Genomic DNA, 26624 nt, shown 5'->3' on the forward strand with positions numbered 1-26624 from the left:
TAATCTTCGCACCCGGATGCGCCGGATGACTGCCCCGACGTCCCGCGGTCCGCGGAGACGGTAACTTTGTATCTATGAAGTACGCCCAGTCCGTTCTGGACCTCATCGGCAATACGCCGCTCGTCAAGCTGCACCACGTTACCGACGGCATCGGGGCCACGGTCCTGGTGAAGCTGGAATACCTGAACCCCGGCGGTTCCATCAAGGACCGCATCGCGGTGAAGATGATCGAGGAGGCCGAACGCACCGGCAAGCTCCTGCCCGGCGGCACCATCGTGGAACCCACCTCCGGCAACACCGGTGTGGGACTGGCCCTCGTAGCCCAGCAGAAGGGCTACCGGTGCATTTTTGTCGTGCCGGACAAGGTCGGCGAGGACAAGCGCGCCGTCCTCCGGGCCTACGGCGCCGAGGTTGTGGTGACTCCCACCGCCGTCGCCCCTGACAGCCCGCACAGCTACTACGGCGTCTCGGACCGGCTGGTGACCGAAATCCCCGGCGCCTATAAGCCCGATCAGTTTTCCAACCCGGCCGCCCCGGCCAGCCACTACGAATCGACCGGCCCGGAAATCTGGGCCGACACGGACGGCCGGATCACGCACTGTGTGATTGGTGCCGGTACCGGCGGCACCATCACCGGTACCGGCCGGTACCTCAAGGACGTCTCGGCCGGCCGGGCGGCGGCCGACGGCGGGGTGGTCAAGATCATCGGCGCTGATCCGGCAGGTTCGGTCTACTCCGGCGGCACCGGACGGCCGTACTTCGTCGAGGGTGTCGGTGAGGACATGTGGCCCGCCAACTATGACAAAACCGTCGCCGACGCCGTCATCGCCGTGAGCGATGCCGACTCATTTGAGATGACCCGCCGGCTGGCCCGGGAAGAAGGCCTGCTGGTGGGCGGGTCCTCCGGCATGGCAGTCGTGGCCGCGCTGCAGGTCGCCAGGGACCTGCCCGATGACGCCGTCGTTGTGGTGGTCCTGCCGGACTCCGGCCGCGGTTACCTGGCCAAGATCTTCAACGACCAGTGGATGCGCTCGTACGGCTTCCTCGCCGGCGGGGACGAAGCATCGGTGGGCGAGGTCCTCAAGTCCAAGACCGGCGAGCTGCCGGACCTTGTGCATATCCACCCCACCGAAAGCGTCCGCGACGTTATCAACATCATGAATGAGTACGGCGTCTCGCACATCCCGGTGCTCTCCCAGGAGCCGCCGGTCGTGATGGGCGAGGTGCTGGGGGCGGTTGACGAACGCACCTTGACCGCGAAGCTCTTCCGGGGCGAAGCCAAGCTCTCCGACAAGATTTCCGAACACATGGAGGCCCGGCTGCCGGTCATCGGCTCGCTGGAATCCATCTCGACCGCCCGCGATCTCCTCTCCGGCGCCGACACCCTGATGGTGACGTTCGTCGGCGCTCCGGTGGGGATCCTGACCCGCCACGACCTGCTCGCCTACCTCAGCAACTGACCCGGTGGCGGGGCATGCCGTTGCAGCATGCCCCGCCCGCCGGCCGAAAGGAACGCACATGTCTTTGCCAGCCAACTCCTCCTCAAAGAACCCAGGCTTCAACACCCGCGCCGTGCACGCCGGCCAGGCGTTCGAGCCGCGGACCGGCGCCGTTGTGCCGCCCGTGCACTTCTCCTCCACCTACGCCCAGGACGGGATCGGCGGTCTACGGTCCGGCTACGAGTACGGGCGCGGAACCAACCCCACCCGGGATTCACTGCAGGAACAGCTCGCCGCGCTGGAAGGCGGCTCCGCTGCCTTCTCCTTCAGCTCCGGTCTGGCCGCCGAGGACTCCATGATCCGTGCGCTGACCCGCCCCGGCGACCACATTGTGCTGGGCAACGACGCTTACGGCGGCACCTACCGGCTGATCAGCCGGGTTCTGGGGGAGTGGGGAATTGGCAACACTCCGGTGGACATGTCCAGTCTTGACGCCGTGGCGACGGCCGTGGCGGCCCACAAAACCCGGCTCGTGTGGGTGGAGACGCCGTCGAACCCGATGATGAAGATCACCGACATCGCGGCGCTCGCCAAGGTGGCGCACGACGCCGGAGCCCTCCTGGTAGTGGACAACACCTTCGCCTCCCCGTACCTGCAGAACCCGCTGGGCCTCGGCGCCGACATTGTGGTGCATTCCACTACCAAGTACATCGGCGGGCACTCGGACGTTGTCGGCGGTGCCATCATCGTCAACGACGCGGACCTGGCCGAGAAGATCGGCTTTGTGCAGTTTGCCGTCGGCGCCGTCTCCGGCCCGATGGATGCTTTCCTCACCACCCGCGGGCTCAAGACCCTCGGCGTCCGGATGGACCGGCACAGCGACAACGCCCAGGCCGTGGCCGAGTGGCTGCTGCAGCGCCCCGAAGTGGAAGCCGTACTCTACCCGGGACTGCCCTCACACCCCGGCCACGAGCTCGCCCGGAGGCAGATGAAGAAGTTCGGCGGCATGATCTCCGTGCAGTTCAAGGGCGGCGAGGCGGCGGCGCGCAAGGTGGCCGAGTCGACTTCCGTGTTCACCCTCGCGGAGTCCCTCGGCGGCATCGAATCGCTGGTGAATTACCCGTCGGAAATGACCCATGCCTCGGTCAAGGGCACCGAATTGGCCGTCCCCGTCAACCTGATTCGGCTCTCCTGCGGCATCGAGGATGTCGAGGACCTGATCGCTGACCTGGAGCAGGCTTTCTCACAGATTGCGTCCCAGACCGGCGGGTCAGGCAGCTAACCACCCGTGACCACCACCACTGCCACGTCCTCAACCACCCGCGGCTGGCTCGCGACGGCGGCCGGCGCGCTCGCCGTCGGCCTCGCGCTGGTGGTGCTGTATTCGGCGTATATTCCGCTGATGAATGACTTTGAGGTTTACTTCTACGGCGGCAGCCGGGTGCTGCAGACCGGGGAAATCGGCGTCAACGAGCTGTACGCGGCGCGGGACGGGCTGCCGTTCACGTACCCGCCATTCGCGGCGCTGCTGTTCGCGGCCATGGCGACACTGGGCCAGGGCGGCGGGAGTCTCTTGTTCACCTGCACGGCACTGCTGGGCGCCGCTGTCTTGGCCGCCTGGCTGGCGCGGCACTACTTCCGCCCCGGCAACTGGCGGAACGCATTCGCGGACTGGCGTTTCCGGACAATGGCCCTGGCCGGCACGGCAGCGATCCTGCTGTTGGGGCCCTGGCGGGACACTTTCGACTTTGGCCAGATCAACATCATTCTGATGGGTCTGATCCTGGCCGACTTCGCGCTCTACGGCAAAGCCCGTGCCGGGCATATCCGCTGGCCCGCCGGTTTGCTGATCGGCATGGCTGCGGGCATCAAGCTGACTCCGCTCGCGTTCGGGCTCTACTTCCTGGTCCGCCGCGATTTCAAAGCCCTCGCCTGGATGGCGGCCGGCTTCTTCGGTTCCATCGGCCTCGCCTGGGCCGTGCTGCCGACGGCCTCGCTCACCTTTTGGACCAAGATCCTGCCTGACACCGGTCGAATCGGTGGGCCCGCATACGTGGACAATCTTTCGGTCAAGGGCTTGCTGCTGCACCTGGGGCTGCCGGATTCCGGCGTGACCAGCGTGTTGTGGCTGGTGCTGGCCCTGGCGCTGGCTGCGATCACAGCACTTGTGATCACGCGGGCCGTGGCCGCGGACGAAAACCTGGTCGCCGTCTCGGCAACCGCCGTGCTGATGCTCCTGGTCAGCCCGGTTTCCTGGTCCCACCACTGGGTATGGATGGCTGTCGCCCTGCCCGGCATGGGCTTCGCGATCCGGCGGGTACCGTCCAGGAACGGGCGGATGCGCCGTGCGGGCTGGATCATCGTTGCGTTCTCCGCGCTTTCTTTTTACCTGACGCCTAAGTACCTCTCGGTCTTGGCGGGCGCAGCGGAGTGGGGTAAGGACCCGCAGACCCAGTGGCAGCTGATCGTGGCCAGCCTCGGGGTGCTCTGCGGCGTCGCCATTCTGATCTACTGGGCGCTGGCGTACCGGCCTTCCCGGACGGTGCTGCACCCGCAGGCTGCCCCGGGGGCGTAGCGCCGCGAGCTGCCCACTCGCCGGAGCCGCGCTGGGCCTGTCCGCACCCGTCTTCTTCTGGTCGCCGAAGACCATCGGTGTGGCCCTCGGCGCCGAAAACCTCAATGTCCAGGCGCCTTACCCGTGGATTATGGCCTCCAGTGCCGGCGTGTTCTGTGCCCTGGCCATCATGGTGTGCCGGCTTCTGGTCCTGCGCCGCGCTTCCCTGACGCCGGCGATCCAGACCCCGCAGGTCGATGAAGCGGACTACCGCCGAGTCGGCACTTGATGGCGATGATTGCGCCAAACACTGCCGCGAAATGACAACCCGGGCGGTCTCCGACGCCGGTGCGGCCCGGGCCTACACTGGTGAAATGGACACCGCCTCTGTTTTCGCCGTCTGCCGCGTGCACCAGTTGCTGAACGACACCGGAAGCGTGGGCGTGACAGCCATCGACAAACGGCCGGTGGCCGGGCCGGTCAAGGTGCACAGGCTTGGACTGCGCGGTGACATCCAGGCCAGCCGGATCCATCACGGCGGCGAAGACCAGGCGCTCTATGCCTACTCCCAGGACGACGCCGACTACTGGGCAGCGGAGCTCGGCCGCGAACTGCCGCCCGGGACCTTTGGTGAGAACCTGCGCGTCGCCGGCGTCAGCGCAACCAACGCCGTCATTGGGGAACGCTGGAAGATCGGACTCGACGTCGAAGTTGAAGTAACTTCTCCGCGCACGCCCTGCGCCACGTTCCAGCGCCGCATGCAAGAGCCGCACTGGGCCAAGCGGTTCGGCGATGCCGGGCGGGTGGGAACGTATCTGCGGGTAGTGCGCGTCGGCAGCATCCAGGCAGGGGACCACATCCACCGGATCTTCGTTCCCAGCCACGGGGTGACGATCGGTAAATGGTTCAGCGAGCCGGCATTCGAGGATATGGAGGCCCTGCGTGACGCCGACGCCGACGGTGAGATCCGCCTCCAGCCTGAGTACCACGGGGAATTCGAGAAGCTGCAGCGCCGTCTCCGGGCGTAGGGCAGCGGGCCCCGTGTGCGCAAGCTCACCGCTGTTCCGGGCCCTCTGGTTACCCATGCGAGGATTCATGCTTTATGATTGAAGTATCCCCCACTCCGGAAATCCCTTATTTCCTGCCCAATTCTTGAGGCAAGACTGGTAAGTGTTGGGGCCCGCGCAATTGAGATGCGGGCATTTTCATAGGGAGAGCCGGCTAAAGAAAACGCTGTACAGACTGCTGTGATAGCAGCCAAGAGATGCAGCGGGAAGTCCTGCCACGGGATTGCGAAAGCGCCGGGCTTCTATGTGACCGGCCGGTCAAGTACGTCCGGCGATTCAGGTCACGCGTACTGCGGCTCCGCTCACCTCGGGTTGTGCCGCTTGGCCCCTATGGATGAGGATATTTCACCTATGCCCGAAAATCAGAACAACTCCGTCGACACCGAAATCACCACCGAGAATAGCCAGGTCGACGTCGAGACTTCTGAAACGGCTGCCCCCGCAGCTGGCTCCGCCCCGGAATTCACCGAGGCGCCTGCGGACCACGAAGCTCCGGCCGCCGCCGAAGCCGCACCGCAGACCGAATCTAAGCCCGAAGCCGCATCAGCTCCGGCGAAGGAAGACGACGCCGAAGACGAAGGCGTCAAGTTCGTAGACCTCGGCATTGACGGCCGTGTCCTGGCCGCCCTGCAGGATGTGGGCTACGAGAAGCCTTCGCCGATCCAGGCAGCAACCATTCCGTTGCTGCTCGAAGGCCGCGACGTCGTGGGCCTGGCCCAGACCGGTACCGGTAAGACTGCAGCATTCGCAGTACCGGCGCTGTCCCGCCTGGCCGAGCTCCACGACCTCAACGGCCCGTCCCGCAAGACCCAGGCCCTGGTGCTCGCACCGACCCGTGAGCTCGCGCTCCAGGTTGCCGAAGCGTTCACCTCCTACGCCAAGCACATCGACGATTTCACCGTCCTTCCGGTGTACGGCGGCTCCGCCTACGGCCCCCAGCTCAACGGCCTGCGCCGCGGCGCCCAGGTTGTTGTCGGTACCCCCGGCCGCGTGATCGACCACATCACCAAGGGGTCCCTGGATCTGTCCGAGCTCCAGTACCTCGTGCTGGATGAGGCCGACGAGATGCTCCGCATGGGCTTCGCCGAAGACGTGGAGCAGATCTTCCAGCAGACCCCCGCGGGCCGCCAGGTGGCGCTGTTCTCCGCTACGATGCCGAGCCAGATCCGTCGGCTCTCCAAGCAGTACCTGAACAACCCCGCCGAGGTACAGGTCAAGTCCAAGACCACCACCGGCGCCAACACCCGCCAGCGTTACCTGCAGGTCATGGGCCCGCACAAGCTCGATGCGCTGACCCGCATCCTCGAGGTCGAAGAGTTCGAGGGCGTCATCGCCTTCGTCCGGACCAAGATGGCCACCGAGGACCTCGCCGACAAGCTGCGCTCGCGTGGTTTCCAGGCTGCTGCCATCAATGGTGACATCCCGCAGCAGCAGCGTGAGCGAACTGTCGAGGCCCTGCGTGACGGCAAGATCGACATCCTCGTCGCCACCGACGTCGCGGCCCGCGGCCTTGACGTTGAGCGCGTCAGCCACGTGGTCAACTACGACATCCCGCACGACACCGAGTCCTATGTGCACCGCATCGGCCGTACCGGCCGTGCAGGGCGTTCCGGCGACGCGATCCTCTTTATGACGCCGCGGGAGAAGTACTTGCTCCGGTCCATTGAGAAGGCGACCCGCCAGCCGGTGGAGCAGATGCACCTGCCCACCGCCGAATCGGTCAACACCCTGCGCCTTGGCAAGTTCGCGGAGAAGATCACCGAAACCCTCGCCTCCGAGGATGTTGCGGCGTTCCGCGACCTCATCGCCTCCTATGAGGAAGAGCACAACGTTCCGGCGTCGGAGATCGCTGCCGCACTGGCCGTGATGGCTCAGGGCGGCCAGCCTCTCCTGGTCAAGGAACTGCCGGCAGCCCCGGAATTCCAGAAGCGTGAACGCGCCAAGGATGGCTTCGGCTCCCGTGGCCCGACCCGCACCCTGACCGAGGGCAACGCCACCTACCGGATCGCCGTCGGACGCCGCCAGCGCGTGATGCCGGGTTCCATTGTTGGCGCCATTGCCAACGAAGGCGGCATCTCCTCGGCCCAGATCGGCGGCATCGACATCCGTGCGGACCACTCCCTCGTGGAGCTCCCGGCGGACCTCAGCGCCGACCAGCTCAAGGCGCTGTCCCGCACCCGGATCGGCGGCGAACTGATCCACCTCGAACTGGACAACGGACGCAAGCCCTCCGGCGAGCGTGGCGGCTACCAGGGCAGCAGCAGCCGTAGTGGCGACCGCGGCGGTTACTCCGGCGGCGGCGACCGCGGGGGCAACTTCAAGGGTAACGGCGGCTTCAAGCGCGAATTCCGCAAGACCGACGGCGAGCGGTCCTCCGCGGACCGTGGCGGACGTTCCTTCAGCGACCGCAACGAGCGCGGCGTCGGCACCGACGCCGCGCGCAAGCCGCGCACCGAGGGCGGCTTCAAGCCCCGCACCAAGTGGTAGCCACTCGCTGCTGAGCACTGAATCACCCTGAGAACGGGCCGGCTCTATTGCCGGCCCGTTTCGGTTTAAGTTCCTTTGGTCACATACCGACCCCATGTTCCGCATCTTGGCGGCAAAGGCGCCGTCGACGGCCTTGTCCAGGTGCGTCCTCGAAGACGATGAACGGCGCGTTCCGGCCGAGCTCCATGCAGATGCTCAGTACGTTGGTGGCGGTGTCGGCCATGAGTCGTTGCCCGCCGGCCAGCAGCGGCCCGGAGCTGCCCGCGGCGCTGGCGGAGGCCACGACGTTGAGTACTCCGGCGGGCAGGCCAGCATCCAGCATGGTCTGCGCAAAGAGCTGGGCGGTTGGCGGGGTAAGCCCAGCCGGCTTGAACACTATGGTGGCGGGACCCCGCAGACCACCACATGCGAGTTCTGCTGGACCCACAAGGGCCCTTCTACAACTGCGATATGAGAGAACACCGCGACCGCGACCATCTGGAACCAAAGATGACACCAGCTGGCTGGTTCCCTGACGTGAGGCTCCACCACGAAAAGTGGGGCTTTCCAAGGCCTACCGCCGAAAACTGTGCCCGTTCCGATTCTGGGTTTCGGGCACTCGCTGGCCGGACAACGCGTGCGACATCTGGCTCTCACCTCGACATGGCGGGCGACGGACATAAGGAAGGTTGGGGCCGTGGCGTTCATTCGGGGAGGGATGGCCGATGTGCCGAGATTCCCCGAGATCAGTGGCGAAACGCAGAGACCTTCCAAGCTTCGTAGCCTTGCGCTTTGTCGATCATTTTCCGCGGATTGTTGCCGTCCTGGGCAAGCCACAGGATATTGGAATCCTTTGTGGCGTGGTCGACGCGGCCTGTGCGGACTGTTTTTCCCTGGCGCCGGATTTCCACTGTTGCGCCGATCAGGTGTGCCCAGTCGTCATGAAGGATCATGAAGTTCGTTCCTTTTCAGAGTGGTTGGGCTACCAGCCGCGCTCGGCGAGGCGGTGCGGGGCCGGGATTTCGTCGACGTTGATTCCGACCATGGCCTCGCCCAGGCCGCGGGAGGCCTTGGCGATCTCGTCCGGGTCATCAAAGAAGGTAGTGGCCTTCACGACGGCGGCGGCACGCTGGGCCGGGTTGCCGGACTTGAAGATACCGGAGCCAACGAAGACACCGTCGGCGCCGAGCTGCATCATCATCGCCGCATCCGCCGGGGTGGCGATGCCGCCGGCGGTGAACAGCACCACGGGGAGCTTGCCGGTGGCGGCCACTTCCTTCACCAGTTCATACGGGGCCTGCAGTTCCTTGGCCGCGACGTAGAGCTCGTCCTCGGCCATCCCGGCGAGCCGCTTGATCTCCGCACGGATCGAGCGCATGTGCGTGGTGGCGTTGGAGACATCCCCGGTGCCGGCCTCACCCTTGGACCGGATCATCGCCGCGCCCTCGTTGATCCGGCGCAGCGCCTCACCAAGGTTCGTGGCACCGCAGACGAAGGGAATCGTGAAATTCCACTTGTCGATGTGGTTCGCGTAGTCCGCCGGGGTCAGGACCTCGGACTCGTCGATGTAATCCACGCCCAGGGTCTGGATGACCTGGGCTTCGACGAAGTGGCCGATCCGGACCTTCGCCATGACCGGAATGGACACGGCGGCGATGATCGCCTCGATCATGTCCGGATCGGACATGCGGGACACACCGCCCTGGGCGCGGATGTCGGCCGGAACGCGTTCCAGCGCCATCACTGCCACGGCTCCGGCATCCTCGGCAATGAGAGCCTGCTCGACGTTAACGACGTCCATAATGACGCCGCCCTTGAGCATCTCCGCCATACCGCGCTTGACGCGGCTGCTGCCCGTAGCCCGGGGAAGTGGCTGATTCAATGGATGTCTCTTTCGTTGTTTGTGGATGTACCGGGCGCGCCGTGGTGACACGGCTAGCGCCGGACTCCTGGGTGGGTCCAGGAGCTAGCGCAGGACGACCGTCCGGTTGTCTTGAAGGAAAACGCGTCCCTCGCAGTGCCAGCGGACGGCGTTCGATAGTGCCTTGCGCTCGGTGTCGCGTCCGGCGGCCACGAGATCCTCGGCGCCGAAGGTGTGGTCTACCTCGACCACCTGCTGGGAGATGATGGGCCCTTCATCGAGCTCCGCGTTGACGTAGTGCGCCGTGGCCCCTACCGTCTTCACGCCGCGGGCGTGCGCCTGGTGATAGGGTTTGGCGCCCTTGAAGCTGGGCAGGAAGGAGTGGTGGATGTTGATGGCACGGCCATCCAGGCGTCGGGTGAGCTCGTCGCTGAGGACCTGCATGTAACGCGCCAGAACCACGAGTTCGACATCGAGCCGGTCGACGAGCTCCATTAGGCGCTCTTCGGCTGCTGGCTTGGTGGCGGCCGTGACGGGCACGTGGAAGAAGGGGATGCCGTGCCATTCTACGATTCCCCGGTGGTCCGGATGGTTCGAGACGACCCCGACAATGTCGATGGGCAGCTCGCCGATGCGGGCGCGGAACAGCAGATCGTTGAGGCAGTGCTCGAATTTCGAGACCATGATCAGGACCCGGCGTTTCGCCCCGTGGGCGCGCAGTTGCCACTGCATGCCGAATTTTTCGGCCACGGGCGCGAAGGCCTCCTCAAGCGAACCAAGGGCGGCCGGTCCGCCGGGGGAGTTGTCGGCCACGGCGAAGTGGATCCGCATGAAGAAATGGCCGTCGTCCTGGGAGTCGAATTGCTTGCTTTCCAGGATGTCGCAGCCCTGTTCGAGCAGGAATCCGGACACGGCGTGGACGAGGCCCCGTGTTTCCGGGCAGTCGAGGGCCAGAACGTATTCATCGACGGTGCTGTTCGCGGTGCTATTTAAGGTATCCATGGCTCAGCACTCGATGACGTTGACGGCGAGGCCTCCACGGGAGGTTTCCTTGTACTTGGTTTTCATGTCCGCTCCTGTTTCGCGCATGGTTTTGATGGCTTTGTCCAGGGACACTTTGTGGCTGCCGTCGCCGTGGAGGCAGAGGCGGGCGGCGTTGATGGCCTTGACGCTGGCGATGGCGTTGCGTTCGATGCAGGGGATCTGCACGAGCCCGCCGACGGGGTCGCAGGTCAGCCCGAGGTTGTGTTCGATCCCGACCTCCGCGGCGTTTTCTACCTGCGCGGGCGTGCCGCCCAGGACTTCGGCCAGCCCGGCTGCGGCCATGGAGCAGGCTGATCCGACTTCGCCCTGGCAGCCGACCTCGGCGCCGGAGATGGAGGCGTTGATCTTGAACAGGATTCCGACGGCGGCGGCCGTCAGGAGGAAGCGGATGACGCCGTCGTCGTTGGCTCCGGGGACGAACTTGACGTAGTAATGCAGGACCGCGGGCACGATGCCGGCCGCGCCGTTGGTGGGGGCGGTGACGATCCGTCCGCCGGCGGCGTTTTCCTCGTTGACGGCCAGGGCGAACAGGTTCACCCATTCCATCGCGAGCAGCGGGTCCGCGGGCACCTGGACTGGGGACGGGTTCCTCGCTTCGGTTTCGGCGTTCACGGCGAATGCTGCCAGCGTCCGGAACAGGGCAGGGGCGCGTCGTTTGACGTTCAGCCCGCCGGGCAGGATGCCCTCGGCCGCGCAGCCGTTCTCCACGCATTGGCGCATGACGGCCCACAGGGCCAGGAGCTTGTCCCGGAGTTCGGCTTCGCTGCGCCAGAGAAGTTCGTTGGCGAGCATAACGTCGGCGATGGACATGTTCTCGCGGGCACAGATTTCCAGGAGCTCGTCGCCAGTGGTGAAGGGGTAGGGCAGCACGGTGTCATCCGCCACCACTTGGTCAGCGCCCTGGGCGGTGCCGTCAACAACAAAGCCGCCCCCGATCGAGTAGTAGCTGCGCTCCTTGAGCACTGCCCCGGTGTGGTCCAGTGCCCGGAAGGTCATGCCGTTGGGGTGGGCCGGTAGGGACTTGCGGCGGTGCAGCACCACGTCCTCGTCCCAGTTGAAGTCCACCCGGTGGTCCCCGCCGATCCGGAGCTCGGCGTCGAGGGCGGCGGCCGCGACCTGGTCGTCGGCGGTGGAGGTGTCCACCGTGTCCGGGTCCTGGCCCTGGAGGCCCAGGACCACGGCCTTGTCCGAGCCGTGGCCCCGGCCAGTGGCGCCGAGGGAGCCGAACAGTTCGGCCTGCACCCTCGTTGTGGCGCTCAGCTGCCCCTCGCTCTTCAGTCCGTCTGCGAACCGCTTGGCCGCCCGCATCGGGCCGACCGTGTGGGAGGAGGACGGCCCGATGCCAACAGAGAACAGATCCAGGACGCTGAGCGCCATCAGGGGACCTCAGGGGATGCGTATTCGCGCATGGCGTCCAGGAGCCAGCGGCCCAGGAACTCCGCGAACGAGGCCCGGGGGAAGAGCCGGAAGCTGTTCTCTGCGGTCTTCTGCAGTACCAGGGGGATGTTGCCGACTTCGGTGGTCAGCGCCGTTCCCGGGGTGAAGCTGCGGGGGTGCAGATCAAGGGCGCAGCCCTTTTCCAGGACGGCCCGGGCGCGCGGGCCTGAGAGCTCGAACGTGGTGCGGTTGGCGGAGAGATCCACCACCTGGCCTGGGGCGTCGCCCAGTGCTTCCAGGAGGGAGCCGAGGAGGTTGCCGCCCAAGGAATCGTGGGCAGCTTCCGGTGCGACTGCCATGAACTCGGACGGTCCGAGCCAGAGGACGCTGATGCTGTCCGTGCCGGCCACGTCACCGCAGCGTGCCGGCAGTCCGCCGGTCGCGGCTGCGATCCGTGATCCTGCCTCGGAATGGGGGTCCACGCGGACTCCGGCCATGGTCTGGAACGGACCTTCGTTGAGGACCACCTTGCCCGGGACGGATCCGGCCGCCAGCGCTTCGGTCAGGTGGTAGGCGGGGCTGCGGCGGATGTCCCGGAGTCCATTGATGCCTGTCAGTGCTGCTGTATTAGCCATCTTTGCGGGTCCCTTCGGGGTCAAAAAGTACGGTTTCTGCTATAACGACGTCAATCAGCTGGTCCCCGGCGGCGGCCACAAGGGTTTCGCCGATACGGTTGCGGCCGTTCTTGATCAGGGCCAAGGCAAACGATTTGCCCAACGCGGCGCTGTGGTAGCTCGAGGTCACGAACCCCTGCATGGGGACGGGGCCGTAGGCGGGGTTCGTGGTGATGCCCTGCTCGACGAGCTGAGTGCCTTCCGGGAGCCGGATCGTGCCATCCACTGGAAGGACGCTGACCAGGTGCTTCCGGTCTGTGCGGCCAGCGTCGGCCCGGGCGTAGGAGCGCTTGCCGATGAAGTCCTTGACCTTCGATACAACCCATTCCATGCCGGCGTCCTGCGGGGTGACGGTCCCGTCGGTGTCCTGACCGACGATCGGGTACCCCTTTTCTGCGCGGAGCACGTGCATGGTTTCGGTGCCATAGGCGGTGATGTTGAATTCGGCCCCGGCGGCGGCCACGGCTTCCCAGGTGTTCAGCCCGTACCAGGACGGGATGTTGATTTCGTAGGCCAGTTCGCCGGAGAAGGAGATCCGGCAGATCCGGGCCTGCACGCCGGAGGCGAGGGTTGTTTCGCGGAAGGTCATAAAGGGGAAGGCTTCCGCTTTCAGCCCGCCGTCCGCGGCAAGCTCCGGGGCCACCTTTGCGAGTACAGCGCGGGAGTTGGGCCCGACTACGGCAATGGTGGACCACTGTTCGGTCACCGAGGTGCAGTGCACGTCCAGTTCAGGCCATTCGGTCTGGAGCCATTCCTCCAGCCAGTCGAGCACCTTCGCGGCGCCGCCGGTGGTGGTGGTCATGAAGTACCGGTCTTCGTCGAGGCGCAGGGTCACGCCGTCGTCGAAAATCATCCCGTCCGCCATGCACATCACGCCGTAGCGGGCCGAACCCGGAGCGAGCTTCTTGAAAGCGTTGGTGTAGATACGGTTCAGGAACTCGCCGGCATCCTTGCCGCGGATTTCGATCTTGCCCAGGGTGGTGGCATCCATAAAGCCCACGGACTCGCGGACGGCGGCGCATTCGCGCAGTACTGCGGTGTCCATGTCCTCGCCGCCCTGCGGGTAGTACCAGGGGCGCTTCCACTGCCCGACGTCCTCGAACAGGGCACCTTTGGCGACGTGCCACGGGTGGATCGAGGTGAGCCGGGCGGGGTCGAACAGCTCACCGCGCTGGCGTCCCGCGAGTGCTGCGAACGCCACCGGCGTGAACGGTGCCCGGTAGGTGGTGGTGCCGATGTCGCCGATCCCGCGCGAGGCCTCGCCGGCCTGCCGGAGCGCGGCGGCGATGACGCCGATCGCGTTGACGCCGGAGGTCTTGCCCTGGTCGTTGGCGGTGCTGATGGAGGTGTAGCGCTTGATGTGTTCCACGGACCGCATGCCGGCGCCGGTGGAACGCAGCACGTCGGCCACGGACTGGTCGCGCTGGAAGTCCACGAAGTGGTGGTGCCAGTCATCCGGGCCGCCTTCCTGCCCGGGGACCAGCCAGAGCTGGCGGGTCGGGCCGGTCGCCTTCGGTTCGCCGATGGGGGCGGGTTCGACGGAGGATGCGAAGCCTGCGGCGATGGCGGCTGAGGCTCCGGCGGAGATGCCCTCGGCCAGGCAATCCTCAAGTTCGAAGCTGCCGCGGCCGGAGCCGATGGTCTGCTGGTTCGGGACCACGGTGCTCGGCACGAAAGCGGCGAGCCCGTCGTCCCAGCGCAGCTTGCCCTGGCGCTGGGAGTGGAGGTGGACCAGCGGGCTCCAGCCACCTGACACGGCCAGGAGATCGCAGGCGACCTCCTCGACCCCGGAGGTGAGTTCGCCGTCGTCGTTGATGCTGCGGACGGTGACGGCATTGAGCCGGCCGTCGCCGGAGTCCGTGCCATCTCCAGAGGAAGAGGTGTTGGCAACGGCGCTGCCGATCAGCACCCGGGTGCCGGTTTCGACGGCGGCCGCAGCAACGTCCGTGAGCTTGGCCCGGGCGTCGACGACGGCGGCGACCTTGACGCCGGCGGCCTGCAGGTCTGCAGCCAGGGCGTAGGCGCTGTCATTAGTGGTGCTGATAACGACGCGCTGGCCCGCGGCAACGGCGTAGCGGTTGAGATAACTGCGGACGGCCGAGGCGAGCATGATGCCGGGGCGGTCGTTGTTCTCGAAAACCAGTGGGCGTTCGTGGGCGCCGGGGGCGACCACCACCTGGTTGGCGCGGACGTGCCAGATCCGCTGCCGGGACACACCGGGAGCGGCAGGGCTGGGCAGGTGGTCGGTGCGGCTCTGGACGGCGATGACGTAGTTTGCGTCGTAGGCGCCGAAGGCGGATGTCCGGTTCAGGACGGTGGACTCGGCGGCAGAAACCAGTTCGGCTTCGACGTCTCCGACCCATTCCAGCGCGGGCTTGCCTTCGATGGTCTCGGTCAGCCCGGGCGCGGTTGAGCCGGAAAGGAGGGATCCGCCCAGCTCGGGCTGGTCGTCCATCAGGATCACGCGGGCGCCGGTGCGGACGGCCTCGCGGGCCGCGGCGAGGCCGGCGGGGCCGCCGCCGATCACCAGGACGTCGGTATGGACGTATTTCTTGTCATACTCGGCTCGGTCCTCCTCCGGGTCCAGCTTGCCCAGGCCGTTGAGGAGTTCTGCTTTCAGGCCGTCCACCAGGGTGACAGTGGTGGCCGGGAGCATGGATTCGGCAACGTCGCCGGGGAAGCGCGCAGCAATTTTGACCATGGCGTTGGATTCCTCCACGCCGGCGGACATGATGCCACGGGTCCGGTCCTCGTAGAGCGAGTTGCCGGCGGCGATGCGGCCGTTCGCGATCAGGGCCGAGGCGAGTGTGTCGCCCGGGTGGCCGGTGAATTCCTCGCCGTCCACGGTGAAACGCCAGGCGATGGTGCGGTCGATGCGTCCGCCGGCGGCAAGGCGGGCGTTCTGGGAAGTCACTTGGTTGCTCCCTTCGGGGCAGTGGTGCTGGCCGGTGTTGCGGCCGGGGCGATGCTGGAAGCTGCGATGCTTGGGGCGGAGTCCCCGGTGGTGGTGCTCTCGGCAGTGGTGCTGGCAGTGCCGGATTCGGCAGCGGCCGGGACCGATACATCGGGCCGGGGCGTTCCCATCGGGTACACGGCCTGGATGCCGTAGGTCACGGTGTCGCGGAGCATGTTGAACCACTGGCGGCATCCGGTGCTGTGCAGCCAGCGTTCGGCGAAAATGCCCTTGGTGTTTTCGCGGTAGAACAGGAACTCGGCCCATTCCTTGTCATTCAGGTCGTTCGGGTTCTCCGGGTACGGGACGTGGGCCTGGCCGCCGTAGTGGAACTCGGTCTCGTCGCGCGAGCCGCAGTTGGGGCATGAGATAAGCAGCATGTGCGTCTTCTTTCTAAGGGACGGCGGCTAGTGGGCCACGGCGGCGGCGCCGTGTTCATCGATCAGGGCGCCGGTTTCGAAGCGCTCGAGGGCAAAAGGTTTGTTGAGCTTGTGCGGCGTTCCAGTGGCGATGGTGTGCGCGAAGGTCAGCCCGGCGGCCGGGGTGCCCTTGAATCCGCCGGTTCCCCAGCCGCAGTTGACGAACATGTTCTCCACCGGGGTGGTGCCGACGATGGGGGAGGCATCCAGTGTGGTGTCAACGATCCCGCCCCAGGTCCGGAGCACGTGGGCCCGGGCGAAAATCGGGAAGAGCTCGACGGCGGCGGCCATCTGGTGCTCGATCACGTGGAAGGATCCGCGCTGCCCGTAGCCGTTGTAGGAATCAACGCCGGCGCCCATAACGAGTTCGCCCTTGTGTGCCTGGGAGACGTAGACGTGGACATGGTTGGACATGACGACGGTGGGGTGGACCGGTTCGTGGAGTTCGGACACGAGGGCCTGGAGCGGGTGGGACTGGATCGGCAGCCGGAAACCGGCCATCTCGGCCAGCACCGAGCTGTGGCCGGCCGCGCAGAGACCCACCTTTTCGGTGTGGATGGTGCCCTGGTTGGTCTTGACCCCGACCACCTTGTTGCCGTCCTTGACGAAGCCGGTGACTTCGCAGTTCTGAATGATGTCCACGCCGAGCTCATCGCATTTGCGGGCAAAGGCCCACGCGACGTGGTCGTGCTTGGCGATGCCGGCGCGCGGCTGGTACGTGGCGCCCATAACGGGGTAGCGGATGTTGTCGTTGATGTTCAGGATGGGGCAGAGTTCCTTGACCTGCTGCGGATCCAGCCACTCCGCATCCACTCCGTTGAGCTTGTTGGCCCCCACCCGTCGGATACTTTCGCGGACATCGCCCAGGGTGTGGGCGAGGTTCATCACGCCGCGCTGGCTGAACAGGAAGTCATACTCGAGCTCCTCCGGCAGGATCTCCCACAGCTTCAGGGCGTGCTCGTAGATCGCCGCGCTCTCGTCCCAGAGGTAGTTGGAGCGGATGATGGTGGTGTTCCGGGCCATGTTCCCGCCGGCAAGCCAGCCCTTTTCCAGCACCGCGATGTTCGTCATGCCGTGGTTCTTGGCCAAGTAGTAGGCGGTGGCGAGGCCGTGCCCGCCGCCGCCGACAATCACTGCGTCGTAGGAGGACTTGGGCTCCGGGTTGCGCCAGAGAAATTCCGGGTGCTCCGGAAGCTGTTCCGTGCTCATAGTGCAACTCCGTTCGGGGTGGTTCCGGCAGTTCCGGAAAGATTCGGGTAAAGCGGAAATTTCTCGGCGAGGACCGTGACCCGGTCGCGGAGCAGGACGGCCGACTCGTCGCTGAGCTTGCCCTTGATGGCCTCGGCGATGATGTCGGCAACCTCGGTGAATTCGGCCGGGCCGAAGCCGCGGGTGGCCAAGGCGGGGGTGCCGATCCGGAGCCCGGAGGAGACCATCGGCGGGCGGGGGTCGAACGGGACGGCGTTGCGGTTCACGGTGATGCCGATTCGGTGCAGGCGATCCTCGCCCTGCTGCCCGTCCAGGGCCGAGTTGCGCAGGTCCACCAGGACCAGGTGCACGTCGGTGCCGCCGCCCACTACGGAGATACCGTATTCGGCGACGTCCGGTGCGAGCAGGCGCTCGGCCAGGATCTTGGCCCCTTCCAGAGTGCGTTGCTGCCTGTCCTTGAACTCATCGCTTGCTGCGATCTTAAAGGACACGGCCTTGGCCGCGATCACGTGTTCCAGTGGGCCGCCCTGCTGGCCGGGGAAGACGGCGCTGTTGATCTTGCGCGCCAGGGACTCACGGCTGAGGATCACGCCTCCGCGCGGGCCACCCAAGGTCTTGTGCGTGGTGGTGGTGACGACGTCGGCATACGGCACCGGGTTCGGGTGCAGCCCCGCGGCCACCAGGCCGGCGAAGTGAGCCATGTCCACCATGAGATAGGCGCCCACGGCGTCGGCGATGCGGCGGAACTCCGCGAAGTCGAGCTGGCGCGTATACGCGGACCAGCCGGCCACGATCATCTTCGGGCGGTGCTCCAGGGCAAGAGCCTCGACCTCGGCCATATCCACGATCATGTCGGATTCGCGCACATGGTAAGGGACGACGTTGTAAAGCTTGCCGGAAAAGTTGATGCGCATCCCGTGGGTGAGGTGTCCGCCGTGCGCCAGCGAGAGTCCCATGATCGTGTCGCCCGGCTCCAGCAGGGCAAACATGGCGGCGGCGTTGGCCTGCGCACCCGAGTGCGGCTGCACGTTCGCCGCTTCCGCGCCGAACAGGGCCTTGACCCGGTCGATGGCGAGCTGCTCGATCACGTCAACGTGTTCGCAGCCGCCGTAGTAGCGCTTGCCCGGGTAGCCCTCGGCGTATTTGTTCGTCAGCACCGAGCCCTGCGCCTCCATGACCGAGGCGGGGGCGAAATTCTCGGACGCGATCATCTCGAGGGTGGACTGCTGGCGCTCCAGCTCATGGTCAATGGCCCGGGCGACGTCGGCGTCGACGCTGGCCAGGGTTTCATTCAGGGTGCCCGTCATGGCGGCCTCTTTCGGTTCAAGGAAACTTAAAGACGAATGCAACAGTGTTGCGTTGAATGCAACTCTAGTTGGCCGCCGGTGTTGCGTCAATCACTTTTCTTCCGAATCGTAAGGTGGCCAGATTTCTATATCCGCGGAAAAAAACCCTTGACTGTGTTTCAGCTCACGCATAATCTGATGCAACAGCGTTGCGTTCAATGCAACTCCAAATTTTCATTGGTGGACATATGAGTAACGAACCAAATCAAGCGGCAACCATCCCGGACTCCAGCTCACGGCGGGCTCCGGATTCCGCAGATTCACTGCCTCCGACGGCCATTGGACCTGTTCACGCAGTCAGCAAGGAGACCCGACGCCGGGTGATCGCCGCGAGCTTCATCGGCAACTTCGTGGAGTGGTTTGACTACGCGGTCTACGGCTACCTGGCAGTCACCATCGCCGCAGTCTTCTTTCCCGAATCCAACCCCCAGACCGGGCTCCTGCTCACGTTCGCCCTGTTCGCCATCTCGTTCCTGGTTCGGCCGTTGGGCGGCTTCGTCTGGGGCCACATCGGCGACCGCGTTGGGCGCCGGACAGCACTTTCGCTGTCCATCCTGATCATGTCCGGAGCGACATTCTGCATCGCCCTAATTCCTGGCTACGCCACGATCGGCATCGGGGCTCCCATCCTGCTGCTGATTATCCGGGTTGCGCAGGGCTTCTCCGCCTCGGGGGAATACGCCGGCGCCTCCGCATTCCTGGTGGAGTACGCCCCGGCCAACAAACGCGGCCTCTACGCCGCCGTCGTTCCCGCCAGTACGGCTGCCGGCCTGTTGCTCGGCTCTCTGCTCGCGGGGCTGCTGACCGCTCTGCTTAGCTCCGAGGCCATGCAGAGCTGGGGGTGGCGTCTGCCATTCCTGCTCGCCGCCCCGATGGGCCTGATCGGACGCTACATCCGCACCAAGCTCGAAGACACCCCGGTGTTCCGCGAACTCGCAGCAGAGGACCAGACCATCAAGGCCCCGGTCTTTGGCCTCTTCCGCGACCATTGGCGGCTGCTGCTGAGGGCAGTCGGAGCGGTGCTGCTCAACGCCGTCGGCTTCTACGTAATTCTCAGCTACATGCCGACCTACCTTTCCTCGGAACTCGGCCTCGGCAAAACCGAGTCCTTCCTGGCCACGACCATCGCCCTGGTGACATACATCGGGTTCATCTTCCTGACCGGAATGCTCTCTGACCGCTACGGCCGCAAGAAGGTTCTCATCGCAGCATCCCTCAGCTTCATCGTGCTGACCGTTCCAGCCTTCGCCCTGCTCGGCACCGGAAACTTCCTGGTGATCGTCCTCGTCCAGGTCCTGCTCGGCGCGATGCTCACCCTCAACGACGGCACGCTTCCGAGCTTCCTGGCGGAAATGTTCCCGACCCGTGTCCGCTACAGCGGATTCGCGGTCAGCTTCAACCTCTCCAACGCCCTCTTTGGCGGCACCGCACCCTTTATGGCGACGCTCCTGATCGCCGCGACGGCCAATGAACTGGCCCCGGCCTGGTACCTGGTGGGCGCCGCGATCATCTCCCTGATCGCCGTGGTGCTCTCCCGTGAAACCAGCAAGGAACCGCTGAGCCATAAATAGCCCAGGCTGACGCCCCAATTTTCCGCTTCAAAGAACAGCACCGAAGAAAGGCACCACCACCATGACCAGCACCATCTCCGCAAACGCCTCGTCGATTTCCGAACTGGAACGGCTGAAGGTCCTGCACAACGGACAGAAGGAAAAACTGACCTTTTCAAACGCTGAGTTTGAGCGCCGGCTGTCCGGGCTGCGCCGCATCATGGAGGAGAAGAATCTGGACGCCGTCGTCCTGACGAGCTACCACTCCATCAAGTACTACTCCGACTTCCTGTTCACCTACTTCGGCCGCTCCTATGCCATGGTGGTCACCAAGGACGACACCGTGACCGTCACGGCCAACATCGACGCCGGCATGCCGTGGCGCCGCAGCTATGGCGACAACGTGGTCTACACGGACTGGCGCCGCGACAACTACATCTTCGCCATCCAGGAGGCGCTCCGCACCCGCGGCATTAATCCGCGCCGGATCGGCGTCGAAGATGATTCACTCCCGCTGGACAACCGCAACAAAATCCAGGCAGCCTTCGACTCTGCCACCCTCGTGGACGTCGCCCAGGCCGCCATGCGCCAGCGGATGATCAAATCAGCCGAAGAGATCGAGGTCATCAAGCACGGAGCCCGCATCGGCGACCTGGGCGGAGAAGCCATCCGCAACGCCATCACCGCCGGGATTACCGAATACGAGGTCGCCCTGATCGGCACCGAAGCCATGGTCCACGAAATCGCCCGGACCTTCCCGGACTCGGAAATCCGGGACACCTGGGTCTGGTTCCAGTCCGGCATCAACACCGACGGCGCCCACAACTGGGCCACCACCCGCAAGATCCAGGAACACGACATCCTGTCCCTGAACTGCTTCCCCATGACCTCCGGCTACTACACCGCCCTGGAGCGCACCTTGTTTTATGGTGAACCAGACGCCCGGTCGCTGGAGCTGTGGACCATCAACGTGGAAGTCCACAAGCGCGGCCTGGAACTGATCAAGCCAGGAGCCGTCTGCAAGGACATCGCCGCCGAACTGAACGAGATCTACGTAGGCCACGGACTGCTGGCCAACCGCACGTTCGGCTATGGGCACTCCTTCGGGGTCCTGAGCCACTACTACGGCCGGGAAGCCGGACTCGAACTCCGCGAGGACATCGACACCGTCCTGGAACCGGGCATGGTGGTCTCCATGGAACCAATGATCACGGTCCTTGACGGCCAGCCCGGCGCCGGCGGCTACCGTGAGCACGACATCCTGGTGGTCGGCGAGGACGGGGCCGAGAACATCACCAAGTTCCCGTTCGGGCCGGAATACAACATCGTAGGCGCCTGAGCGTCCCTGATCCGCAATGAGGCGGCGCCACTTTCCAAGTGGCGCCGCTTTTGGCTTCCGTAAGGAATGATGAGAGTCACCATGAGTCCAGAAGAATCTCCTGATACCAACGGAAACGGCGACGCCAAGGGCGCCTCGGTCATCGTCAACGCCATCGCCGTGCTGCGAACGTTCACCGCCGACGAACCGCTGCTCGGCGTCACTGAGATCGCCAACCGCGTTGGCCTGCACAAGAGCACGGTTTCCCGGATCCTGTCCACCTTCGAACAGGAACACCTCGTGGAACGGGATCCGGAAACCCGGCGCTTCCGACTTGGCCTGGGACTGATCGCCGTCGCCGGGCCGCTTCTGGCCGAGCTGGAAGAACGGCGCGTGGCCTACCCGGTCCTGCAGGAACTCACCGAACAGACCGGCGAAACCAGTGCGCTGATGCTGTGGAACGGCACGGAGTCGATGTGTGTGGAACAGATCGCCAGCCACCAGCAGATCAAGCACACCACACCGCTGGGCGCCAGGTACCAGGACGCCATGAGCGCCTCCGTGCAGGTCTTCCTGTCCGCCGAACCGGTCGAGCGTGTCCCTGCACTGCTCCGCAGCGGGACAATAACGTATCCGGGACTCGACGACGTCGGCCTCGATGGATACCAGATCAAACTTAAAGATGTGAAGGCCCGCGGCTGGGCCATCAACTACGGGGAATCCTCCATCGACGAAGTCGGCGTGGCCGCGCCTGTCTATGATCATCGTGGAGACATCGTGGCCGCCGTCCTCATTCCTGCCCCCCGGTTTCGGGTTTCCCGCGAGCGGCTGCAAAGTCTTGGCGAGGCTTGCGCGGCCGCCGCCCGGCAGGTCACCATCCGGCTCGGCGGACGGCCGGCCCGGGCCCAGGAGCACGGGCAAAGCTAGGACGTCGGGCCAGTTGGAATGGAGTCAGGCAAGCCGCGCCAGCCGGGTGGCCAAATGCAATGCCGCCAACCGACGCGTTGCCCGCGGGTCACCGCCGCACAGCTCGAAGATCCGCCGCAGCCGCTGGTGCAACGACTGCCGTTCCAGATGTAGCTCCCTGGCGGCTTGGGCGGTGTTGCACCCGGAATCCAGCCACGTTGCCAGAGTGTCGAGCAGCCGCGAATTGCGTTGCGCATCGTAGTCCACGAGCGCACCCAGCTGGTGGCGGACGAAGTTCCGTCGTTGATAGGGGTCCAGGGATTGAACGGCGAGGCGTTCCACTGCGAATGCCTCCGCGTCGAGCACGGATTGGTGCTCGCCACCGATTTCGGAACCTGATTTTTCCGGGGAGACGGCAAGTTCCAGCGTGAGCTTGGCTTCGGACAACGACCAGGGGGCCGCCGAAATGCCAGCCGCCAGGGGGCCCACTGCCGCGAGCGTCTTGGCTACGGCCGGAAGCTCCAGGAGCCCGGCAATGAGCCGTTGCCGGCTCTGCTCCGGCGCGTCGCCGCCCAGGCCGGCCACTGCGAGAAGTTCGGCGTTGTCGACGTAGGTGGCGTGGGAGTGCGCCGCCCGGTCCAGCAGCTGCTCGACAGAGGTACGCAGCTGTTGGGAGGAATCTGACCGGACCACCAGGGCCACCAGCGGGGCGGAGACCGGAATTCCTGCTGCCGATGCCAACTGCTGAAGCCGCCACGGCTGGCTGCCTGAATCAATTGCGCGGATCAAGGCAGCTCCTGCGACCTCCCGCAGTCCGGGGGACCTCCGCTGCAGCATCGCCAAGGCGAGGATGTCCACCGACCGCTTCCCGGCCGTGCGCGCAAGATTTTCGTCCTCGTCTACCGGCACCCGGAGCAACAGCTGCGCGGCTAGGATCCCCCGTACCGGAACGTCGATATGGATCAGCCGTGCATGGTCCTGCGTTGCGTGGAAAGAGTCGGTGGCAACGTCGTCGGACTCAGCGTTCACGGGCGTTGCACTGGCCAGGAGCGCCCCTGTCAGGGACGCCAGGGTCACCTCGGAGTGGGTGATGCCTGCGAGGACGGCCAGGATCCGGTCCAGACTGCCGCCGTGCGCCAGCTCAACGGCCATCGCGTGGCTGGCCTCGTCGGCCCGCCGCAACTGCGAAACCGATTCACTGACCAGCATCGAGTTGATCGCTTGCATGACAGCGACAAACGGCACCACTTTGCGGAGCTCGATCAACGGAAATCCGGCTGCCTCGGCGGCCGCAACCATGGCGGAGGGCAGCGCGGGAAGGGCGACGCCGGTTTCGATGGCCAGCGCCGCCACGCCCCGCTCGGCCAATTGGCGGACGTACATGATTTGCCGATCCTCTGAGGCCTGGGCGAGGGCTTCACCTCCTGTCAGCAGCAGCTCCCCGCCGTCAAGTAGGGGAGCGATGTCCAGGATCTCGCTGGAGTGGATCCAACGGAGCTGGGTCCGCTCCGCCGGGCCAGCCGCTGCCCGGACGATGGGATCAGCGATCGAAAGCATCGGATGGTCCAGGACTTCCCTCAGGCGAATGGGCATGACACTCCGTCGCTAAAATTAGATATTGACTTGACACATTATATATAGGCAGGTGTGGTGTATGCCACATATTCTTGGAGGAACCCCAAAACTCAAACGGAGGCTCCAATGCCTGAAAAATCCCAAGCGATACCCGCCAGTCCAGTGGTCAACGAAGACCACGTGGACCACGAGGCCTGGCTCCAGCCCATTCCCGAATCCCAGCGCACCCGAAAAGTCTCCGGTCAGTTCTGGATCTGGGCCGGCGCCAACCTCGCCCCGATCAACTGGGTCCTGGGTGCGCTCGGCATCCAGCTGGGGCTGGGTTTCGCGGACACCGTGACAGTCCTTGTACTGGGGAACCTGATAGGCATGCTGCTCTTCGGATGCTTTGTGCTCCTCGGCCAAAAGACCGGCGCCACCGGTATGGTGTTGGCCCGGGCCGCCTTCGGCCGGCAGGGGAACTACCTGCCCGCGGCTATCCAGGCCCTCTTGGTCATCGGCTGGTGCGCCGTCAACACCTGGATCATCCTGGATCTGGTCATGGCGCTGTTCGGAACGCTCGGCTGGGTGGATCCGGAGGCCAAGAACTACCTCTGGAAGATCGGCATCGCCACCTTCATCATGGCCGTACAGGTGGCTATCGCCTGGTTCGGTTACAAGGCGATCGCCGCGTTCGAGAAATGGACCGTCCCGCCAACCATCATCATCCTGACGGTGATGTCGGCAGTCGCCTGGTTCGGCATGAAGATCAACTGGACCTACGCCGGACCTGCCGGCCATATCCTGGAAGGCTCGGAACGCATCGCCGCGATGAGCGCGGTCATGACGGCCATCGGCATTGGCTGGGGCATCACTTGGTTCACCTACGCCGCGGACTACTCCCGCTTCGTCAGCTCCACGGTGCCTAAGCGCAAGGTCTACCTCGCCTCCGTGCTGGGCCAGTTTATACCCGTCGTCTGGCTCGGAATCCTAGGGGCCAGTTTGGCCACAAACACAGGGGAAATAGATCCGGGCAAACTAATCGTGCTCAACTTCGGCGCGCTGGCCCTGCCGGTGCTGCTCATGGTGCTGCACGGCCCGATCGCGACCAACATCTTGAACATCTATACCTTCTCGGTCGCCACGCAGGCTCTCGACATCTCCATCAGTAGGCGCAAGCTGAACCTGTTCGTCGGCGTGTTCTCCCTTGCCGCAGTCGTCTTCTTCATCTTCCAGGAGGACTTCGCCTCTGTCCTGGACGCCTGGCTGATCGGTCTCGTGGCCTGGGTGGCTGCCTGGGGCGGCGTCATGCTTGTCCACTATTTCTGGCTTGACAAGCGCTGGCCCGGCGACCCCTCACGGCTGTTCGACGCCGTCGGCACCAAGCGCCTCCCGGCTGTGAACCCGGCCGGCATTGCCGCCCTAATCGTCGGCATCTTCGCCACGTGGCTGTTCATGTACGGGCTGGTGCCGGCCATGCAGGGACCCATCGCCGTCGCCCTCGGTGGATGGGACCTGTCCTGGCTCGCCGGCGGCCTGACCAGCGCCGCAACCTACGCCATAATGGGCCCGCGATTCCACCGGCGCTACCTGCACCTCCGCAGTAACACTAAATCCGCCCCAGAGGCATCCGCCACCGGGACGGCCAACCTTCCCGCTGTGTCCGCTCCCTCCGCCGGTCTCTGACCAAAGCTCACCCCGATGGCGCCGAAAACGTCACAAGATTGCCCTTGGGACCGGCGGCCCACAAGATCATCAGCGCCGAACACCCGGTGAGAGCGTCAGCCGCCACTCGCACACGGCACCAAACGAGGAGCACCACCAGCATGGACAAGTCAGTATTACTGGAAGACCTGGATGCCTTTGCCTATCGCGAAGCTTTGGCATCCGGGGACGCGATCGTCCTCATTCCCGTCGGGTCCCTGGAACAGCACGGCCCCCACCTTCCGCTGGGAACGGACACCATCCTCGCCTCCCACTTCGCGGAGGGTGCAGCCAGGCGGCTGGGTGGACTGGTTGCCCAGCCCATCGCTTACGGGTACAAGTCGCAGCAGAAGTCCGGCGGCGGCAACCACCTCGCCGGTACAACGAGCCTGGATGGCGCAACCCTTATCGGCGTGGCGCGCAACCTGGTCAAGTCCTTCCTCAACCAAGGCGTCCGGCACGTGGTCTTCATCAACGGCCACTTCGAGAATTATCAGTTCCTGTACGAGGGCATCGACCTCGCCTTGGACGAGCTGAGGATCAAGCCCGGGGCAGAGCAAAGCGCGCTGCTTCTGTCGTACTGGGACTTCGTCAGCGATGACACACTCGGGCAGGTCTACCCCGATGGCTTCCCGGGCTGGGACATCGAGCACGGCGGGGTCCTGGAAACCTCGCTCATGCTCCACCTCGAACCGGCTCGGGTAGCCATGGACCGCCTGGTCGACGGTCCCGCTGCGGTCCTCCCGCGCTTCGACAGGCTCCCGGTGGTTCCGGAACGGACACCCGCCACCGGCTGCCTCTCCTCCGCTGCTGGCTCCAGCGCAGCCAAGGGCGGCCTGCTGTACGGACAGGTTGTCCGGGATCTGGCCGTCGATCTGGGAAGTGAACTGCTCCATGAACCCGCGCCTGCGGTTGTTCCGGCCTAGTGGGCAGCGATTCCACAGGCCAACACGGTTCAACGAAGGCGCCGCGGGGAGACTTTCCCGCGGCGCCTTCGGGTCAGGGTTCTGCGCACATCGGCTAAGCGAGGGTGTTGACCAAAATGCCAGGATAGAGGCAGGCACGTCGAGGATCTGCTGGCCGCCAAATTCCGCCGGGATGACCTGTACACCGACGGGGAGTCAGGGGGGCGTTAAACAGCCGGCCAGGTTTCGACCAGGCAGCGACGATGCTGCATCCACGC

21 protein-coding genes and 2 pseudogenes are annotated in these 26624 nt (G+C 65.2%); 12 read left to right on the forward strand and 11 right to left on the reverse strand.

The window, feature by feature from the left end; genetic code table 11:
• Positions 1–74 precede the first annotated feature (74 nt).
• The 6 genes from QMG72_RS08265 to QMG72_RS08290 all read left to right on the forward strand — a co-directional run bounded on the left by QMG72_RS08265 (position 75) and on the right by QMG72_RS08290 (position 7547).
• Entirely contained in the window at positions 75–1460 is a 1386-nt protein-coding gene (locus tag QMG72_RS08265; RefSeq protein ID WP_226773956.1) for a cystathionine beta-synthase, read from the forward strand.
• A 58-nt stretch (positions 1461–1518) separates the two neighbouring features.
• Positions 1519–2721, forward strand: coding sequence for a cystathionine gamma-synthase (locus QMG72_RS08270; RefSeq protein ID WP_226773955.1), 1203 nt, complete (start codon positions 1519–1521; stop codon positions 2719–2721).
• A 6-nt stretch (positions 2722–2727) separates the two neighbouring features.
• Complete coding sequence (locus QMG72_RS08275; RefSeq protein WP_282358501.1) at positions 2728–4014, forward strand: glycosyltransferase 87 family protein; 1287 nt, start codon at positions 2728–2730, stop codon at positions 4012–4014.
• A 79-nt stretch (positions 4015–4093) separates the two neighbouring features.
• A complete protein-coding gene (locus tag QMG72_RS08280) occupies positions 4094–4282 on the forward strand; it encodes a hypothetical protein (RefSeq protein WP_282358500.1) in 189 nt (62 codons plus the stop codon).
• A gap of 85 nt (positions 4283–4367) precedes the next feature.
• Entirely contained in the window at positions 4368–5021 is a 654-nt protein-coding gene (locus QMG72_RS08285) for an MOSC domain-containing protein (RefSeq protein ID WP_282358499.1), read from the forward strand.
• A gap of 390 nt (positions 5022–5411) precedes the next feature.
• Entirely contained in the window at positions 5412–7547 is a 2136-nt protein-coding gene (locus tag QMG72_RS08290) for a DEAD/DEAH box helicase (RefSeq protein WP_282358498.1), read from the forward strand.
• 69 nt (positions 7548–7616) lie between these two features.
• Here QMG72_RS08290 and QMG72_RS08295 read toward each other — a convergent pair.
• Positions 7617–7929: pseudogene (locus tag QMG72_RS08295) on the reverse strand (aldehyde dehydrogenase family protein); the annotation flags it as partial.
• On the opposite strand from QMG72_RS08295, the pseudogene QMG72_RS17835 reads away from it, so the two are divergent.
• Positions 7920–8069 (forward strand): annotated as a pseudogene (locus tag QMG72_RS17835) (DUF4913 domain-containing protein); the annotation flags it as partial. The pseudogenes QMG72_RS08295 and QMG72_RS17835 sit on opposite strands and share 10 nt — an antisense overlap.
• Before the next feature lie 203 nt (positions 8070–8272).
• Here QMG72_RS17835 and QMG72_RS08305 read toward each other — a convergent pair.
• The 9 genes from QMG72_RS08305 to glyA all read right to left on the reverse strand — a co-directional run bounded on the left by QMG72_RS08305 (position 8273) and on the right by glyA (position 18370).
• Positions 8273–8479, reverse strand: a complete 207-nt coding sequence (locus tag QMG72_RS08305) for a hypothetical protein (protein WP_282358497.1) — start codon at positions 8477–8479, stop codon at positions 8273–8275.
• Between the two features lie 29 nt (positions 8480–8508).
• Positions 8509–9408 carry a pyridoxal 5'-phosphate synthase lyase subunit PdxS gene (pdxS, locus tag QMG72_RS08310; RefSeq protein WP_226773951.1) on the reverse strand — a complete coding sequence of 300 codons (900 nt, stop codon included), beginning with the start codon at positions 9406–9408 and terminating at the stop codon, positions 8509–8511.
• A gap of 84 nt (positions 9409–9492) precedes the next feature.
• On the reverse strand, positions 9493–10389 hold the full coding sequence (purU, locus tag QMG72_RS08315; protein ID WP_226773950.1) for a formyltetrahydrofolate deformylase: 897 nt from the start codon (positions 10387–10389) through the stop codon (positions 9493–9495).
• A gap of 3 nt (positions 10390–10392) precedes the next feature.
• Positions 10393–11808 carry an L-serine ammonia-lyase gene (locus tag QMG72_RS08320; RefSeq protein WP_282359789.1) on the reverse strand — a complete coding sequence of 472 codons (1416 nt, stop codon included), beginning with the start codon at positions 11806–11808 and terminating at the stop codon, positions 10393–10395.
• Entirely contained in the window at positions 11808–12443 is a 636-nt protein-coding gene (locus tag QMG72_RS08325) for a sarcosine oxidase subunit gamma (protein WP_226773948.1), read from the reverse strand. The genes QMG72_RS08320 and QMG72_RS08325 overlap by 1 nt, the downstream gene beginning before the upstream one ends.
• A complete protein-coding gene (locus tag QMG72_RS08330) occupies positions 12436–15396 on the reverse strand; it encodes a 2Fe-2S iron-sulfur cluster-binding protein (protein WP_226773947.1) in 2961 nt (986 codons plus the stop codon). Before QMG72_RS08330 ends, QMG72_RS08325 begins: the two co-directional genes overlap by 8 nt.
• A complete protein-coding gene (locus tag QMG72_RS08335; protein ID WP_226773946.1) occupies positions 15393–15815 on the reverse strand; it encodes a sarcosine oxidase subunit delta in 423 nt (140 codons plus the stop codon). Before QMG72_RS08335 ends, QMG72_RS08330 begins: the two co-directional genes overlap by 4 nt.
• A gap of 27 nt (positions 15816–15842) precedes the next feature.
• On the reverse strand, positions 15843–17063 hold the full coding sequence (locus tag QMG72_RS08340; protein WP_226773945.1) for a sarcosine oxidase subunit beta family protein: 1221 nt from the start codon (positions 17061–17063) through the stop codon (positions 15843–15845).
• Positions 17060–18370 (reverse strand): serine hydroxymethyltransferase, encoded by a 1311-nt coding sequence (glyA, locus tag QMG72_RS08345; protein WP_226773944.1) that lies wholly within the window; start codon positions 18368–18370, stop codon positions 17060–17062. The genes QMG72_RS08340 and glyA overlap by 4 nt, the downstream gene beginning before the upstream one ends.
• Before the next feature lie 227 nt (positions 18371–18597).
• On the opposite strand from glyA, the gene QMG72_RS08350 reads away from it, so the two are divergent.
• The 3 genes from QMG72_RS08350 (at position 18598) to QMG72_RS08360 (ending at position 22204) form a co-directional block, all read left to right on the forward strand.
• Positions 18598–19980: an MFS transporter gene (locus tag QMG72_RS08350; RefSeq protein ID WP_226773943.1), complete on the forward strand. Its 1383-nt coding sequence runs from the start codon at positions 18598–18600 to the stop codon at positions 19978–19980.
• A gap of 61 nt (positions 19981–20041) precedes the next feature.
• Positions 20042–21298 (forward strand): aminopeptidase P family protein, encoded by a 1257-nt coding sequence (locus QMG72_RS08355; protein ID WP_283480251.1) that lies wholly within the window; start codon positions 20042–20044, stop codon positions 21296–21298.
• An 81-nt stretch (positions 21299–21379) separates the two neighbouring features.
• Positions 21380–22204: an IclR family transcriptional regulator gene (locus tag QMG72_RS08360; RefSeq protein WP_226773941.1), complete on the forward strand. Its 825-nt coding sequence runs from the start codon at positions 21380–21382 to the stop codon at positions 22202–22204.
• Between the two features lie 24 nt (positions 22205–22228).
• Here QMG72_RS08360 and QMG72_RS08365 read toward each other — a convergent pair whose 3' ends face one another.
• Complete coding sequence (locus QMG72_RS08365) at positions 22229–23776, reverse strand: PucR family transcriptional regulator (protein WP_226773940.1); 1548 nt, start codon at positions 23774–23776, stop codon at positions 22229–22231.
• Positions 23777–23884: 108 nt separating this feature from the next.
• Here QMG72_RS08365 and QMG72_RS08370 point away from each other — a divergent pair, with 108 nt between their 5' ends.
• Both QMG72_RS08370 and QMG72_RS08375 read left to right on the forward strand, forming a co-directional pair.
• Entirely contained in the window at positions 23885–25423 is a 1539-nt protein-coding gene (locus QMG72_RS08370; RefSeq protein ID WP_226773939.1) for a purine-cytosine permease family protein, read from the forward strand.
• Positions 25424–25563: 140 nt separating this feature from the next.
• Positions 25564–26367, forward strand: coding sequence for a creatininase (locus QMG72_RS08375; protein WP_226773938.1), 804 nt, complete (start codon positions 25564–25566; stop codon positions 26365–26367).
• Positions 26368–26624: the final 257 nt, after the last annotated feature.

The sequence above is a fragment of the Pseudarthrobacter sp. PH31-O2 genome (assembly GCF_030063265.1).
GTDB lineage: Bacteria > Actinomycetota > Actinomycetes > Actinomycetales > Micrococcaceae > Arthrobacter.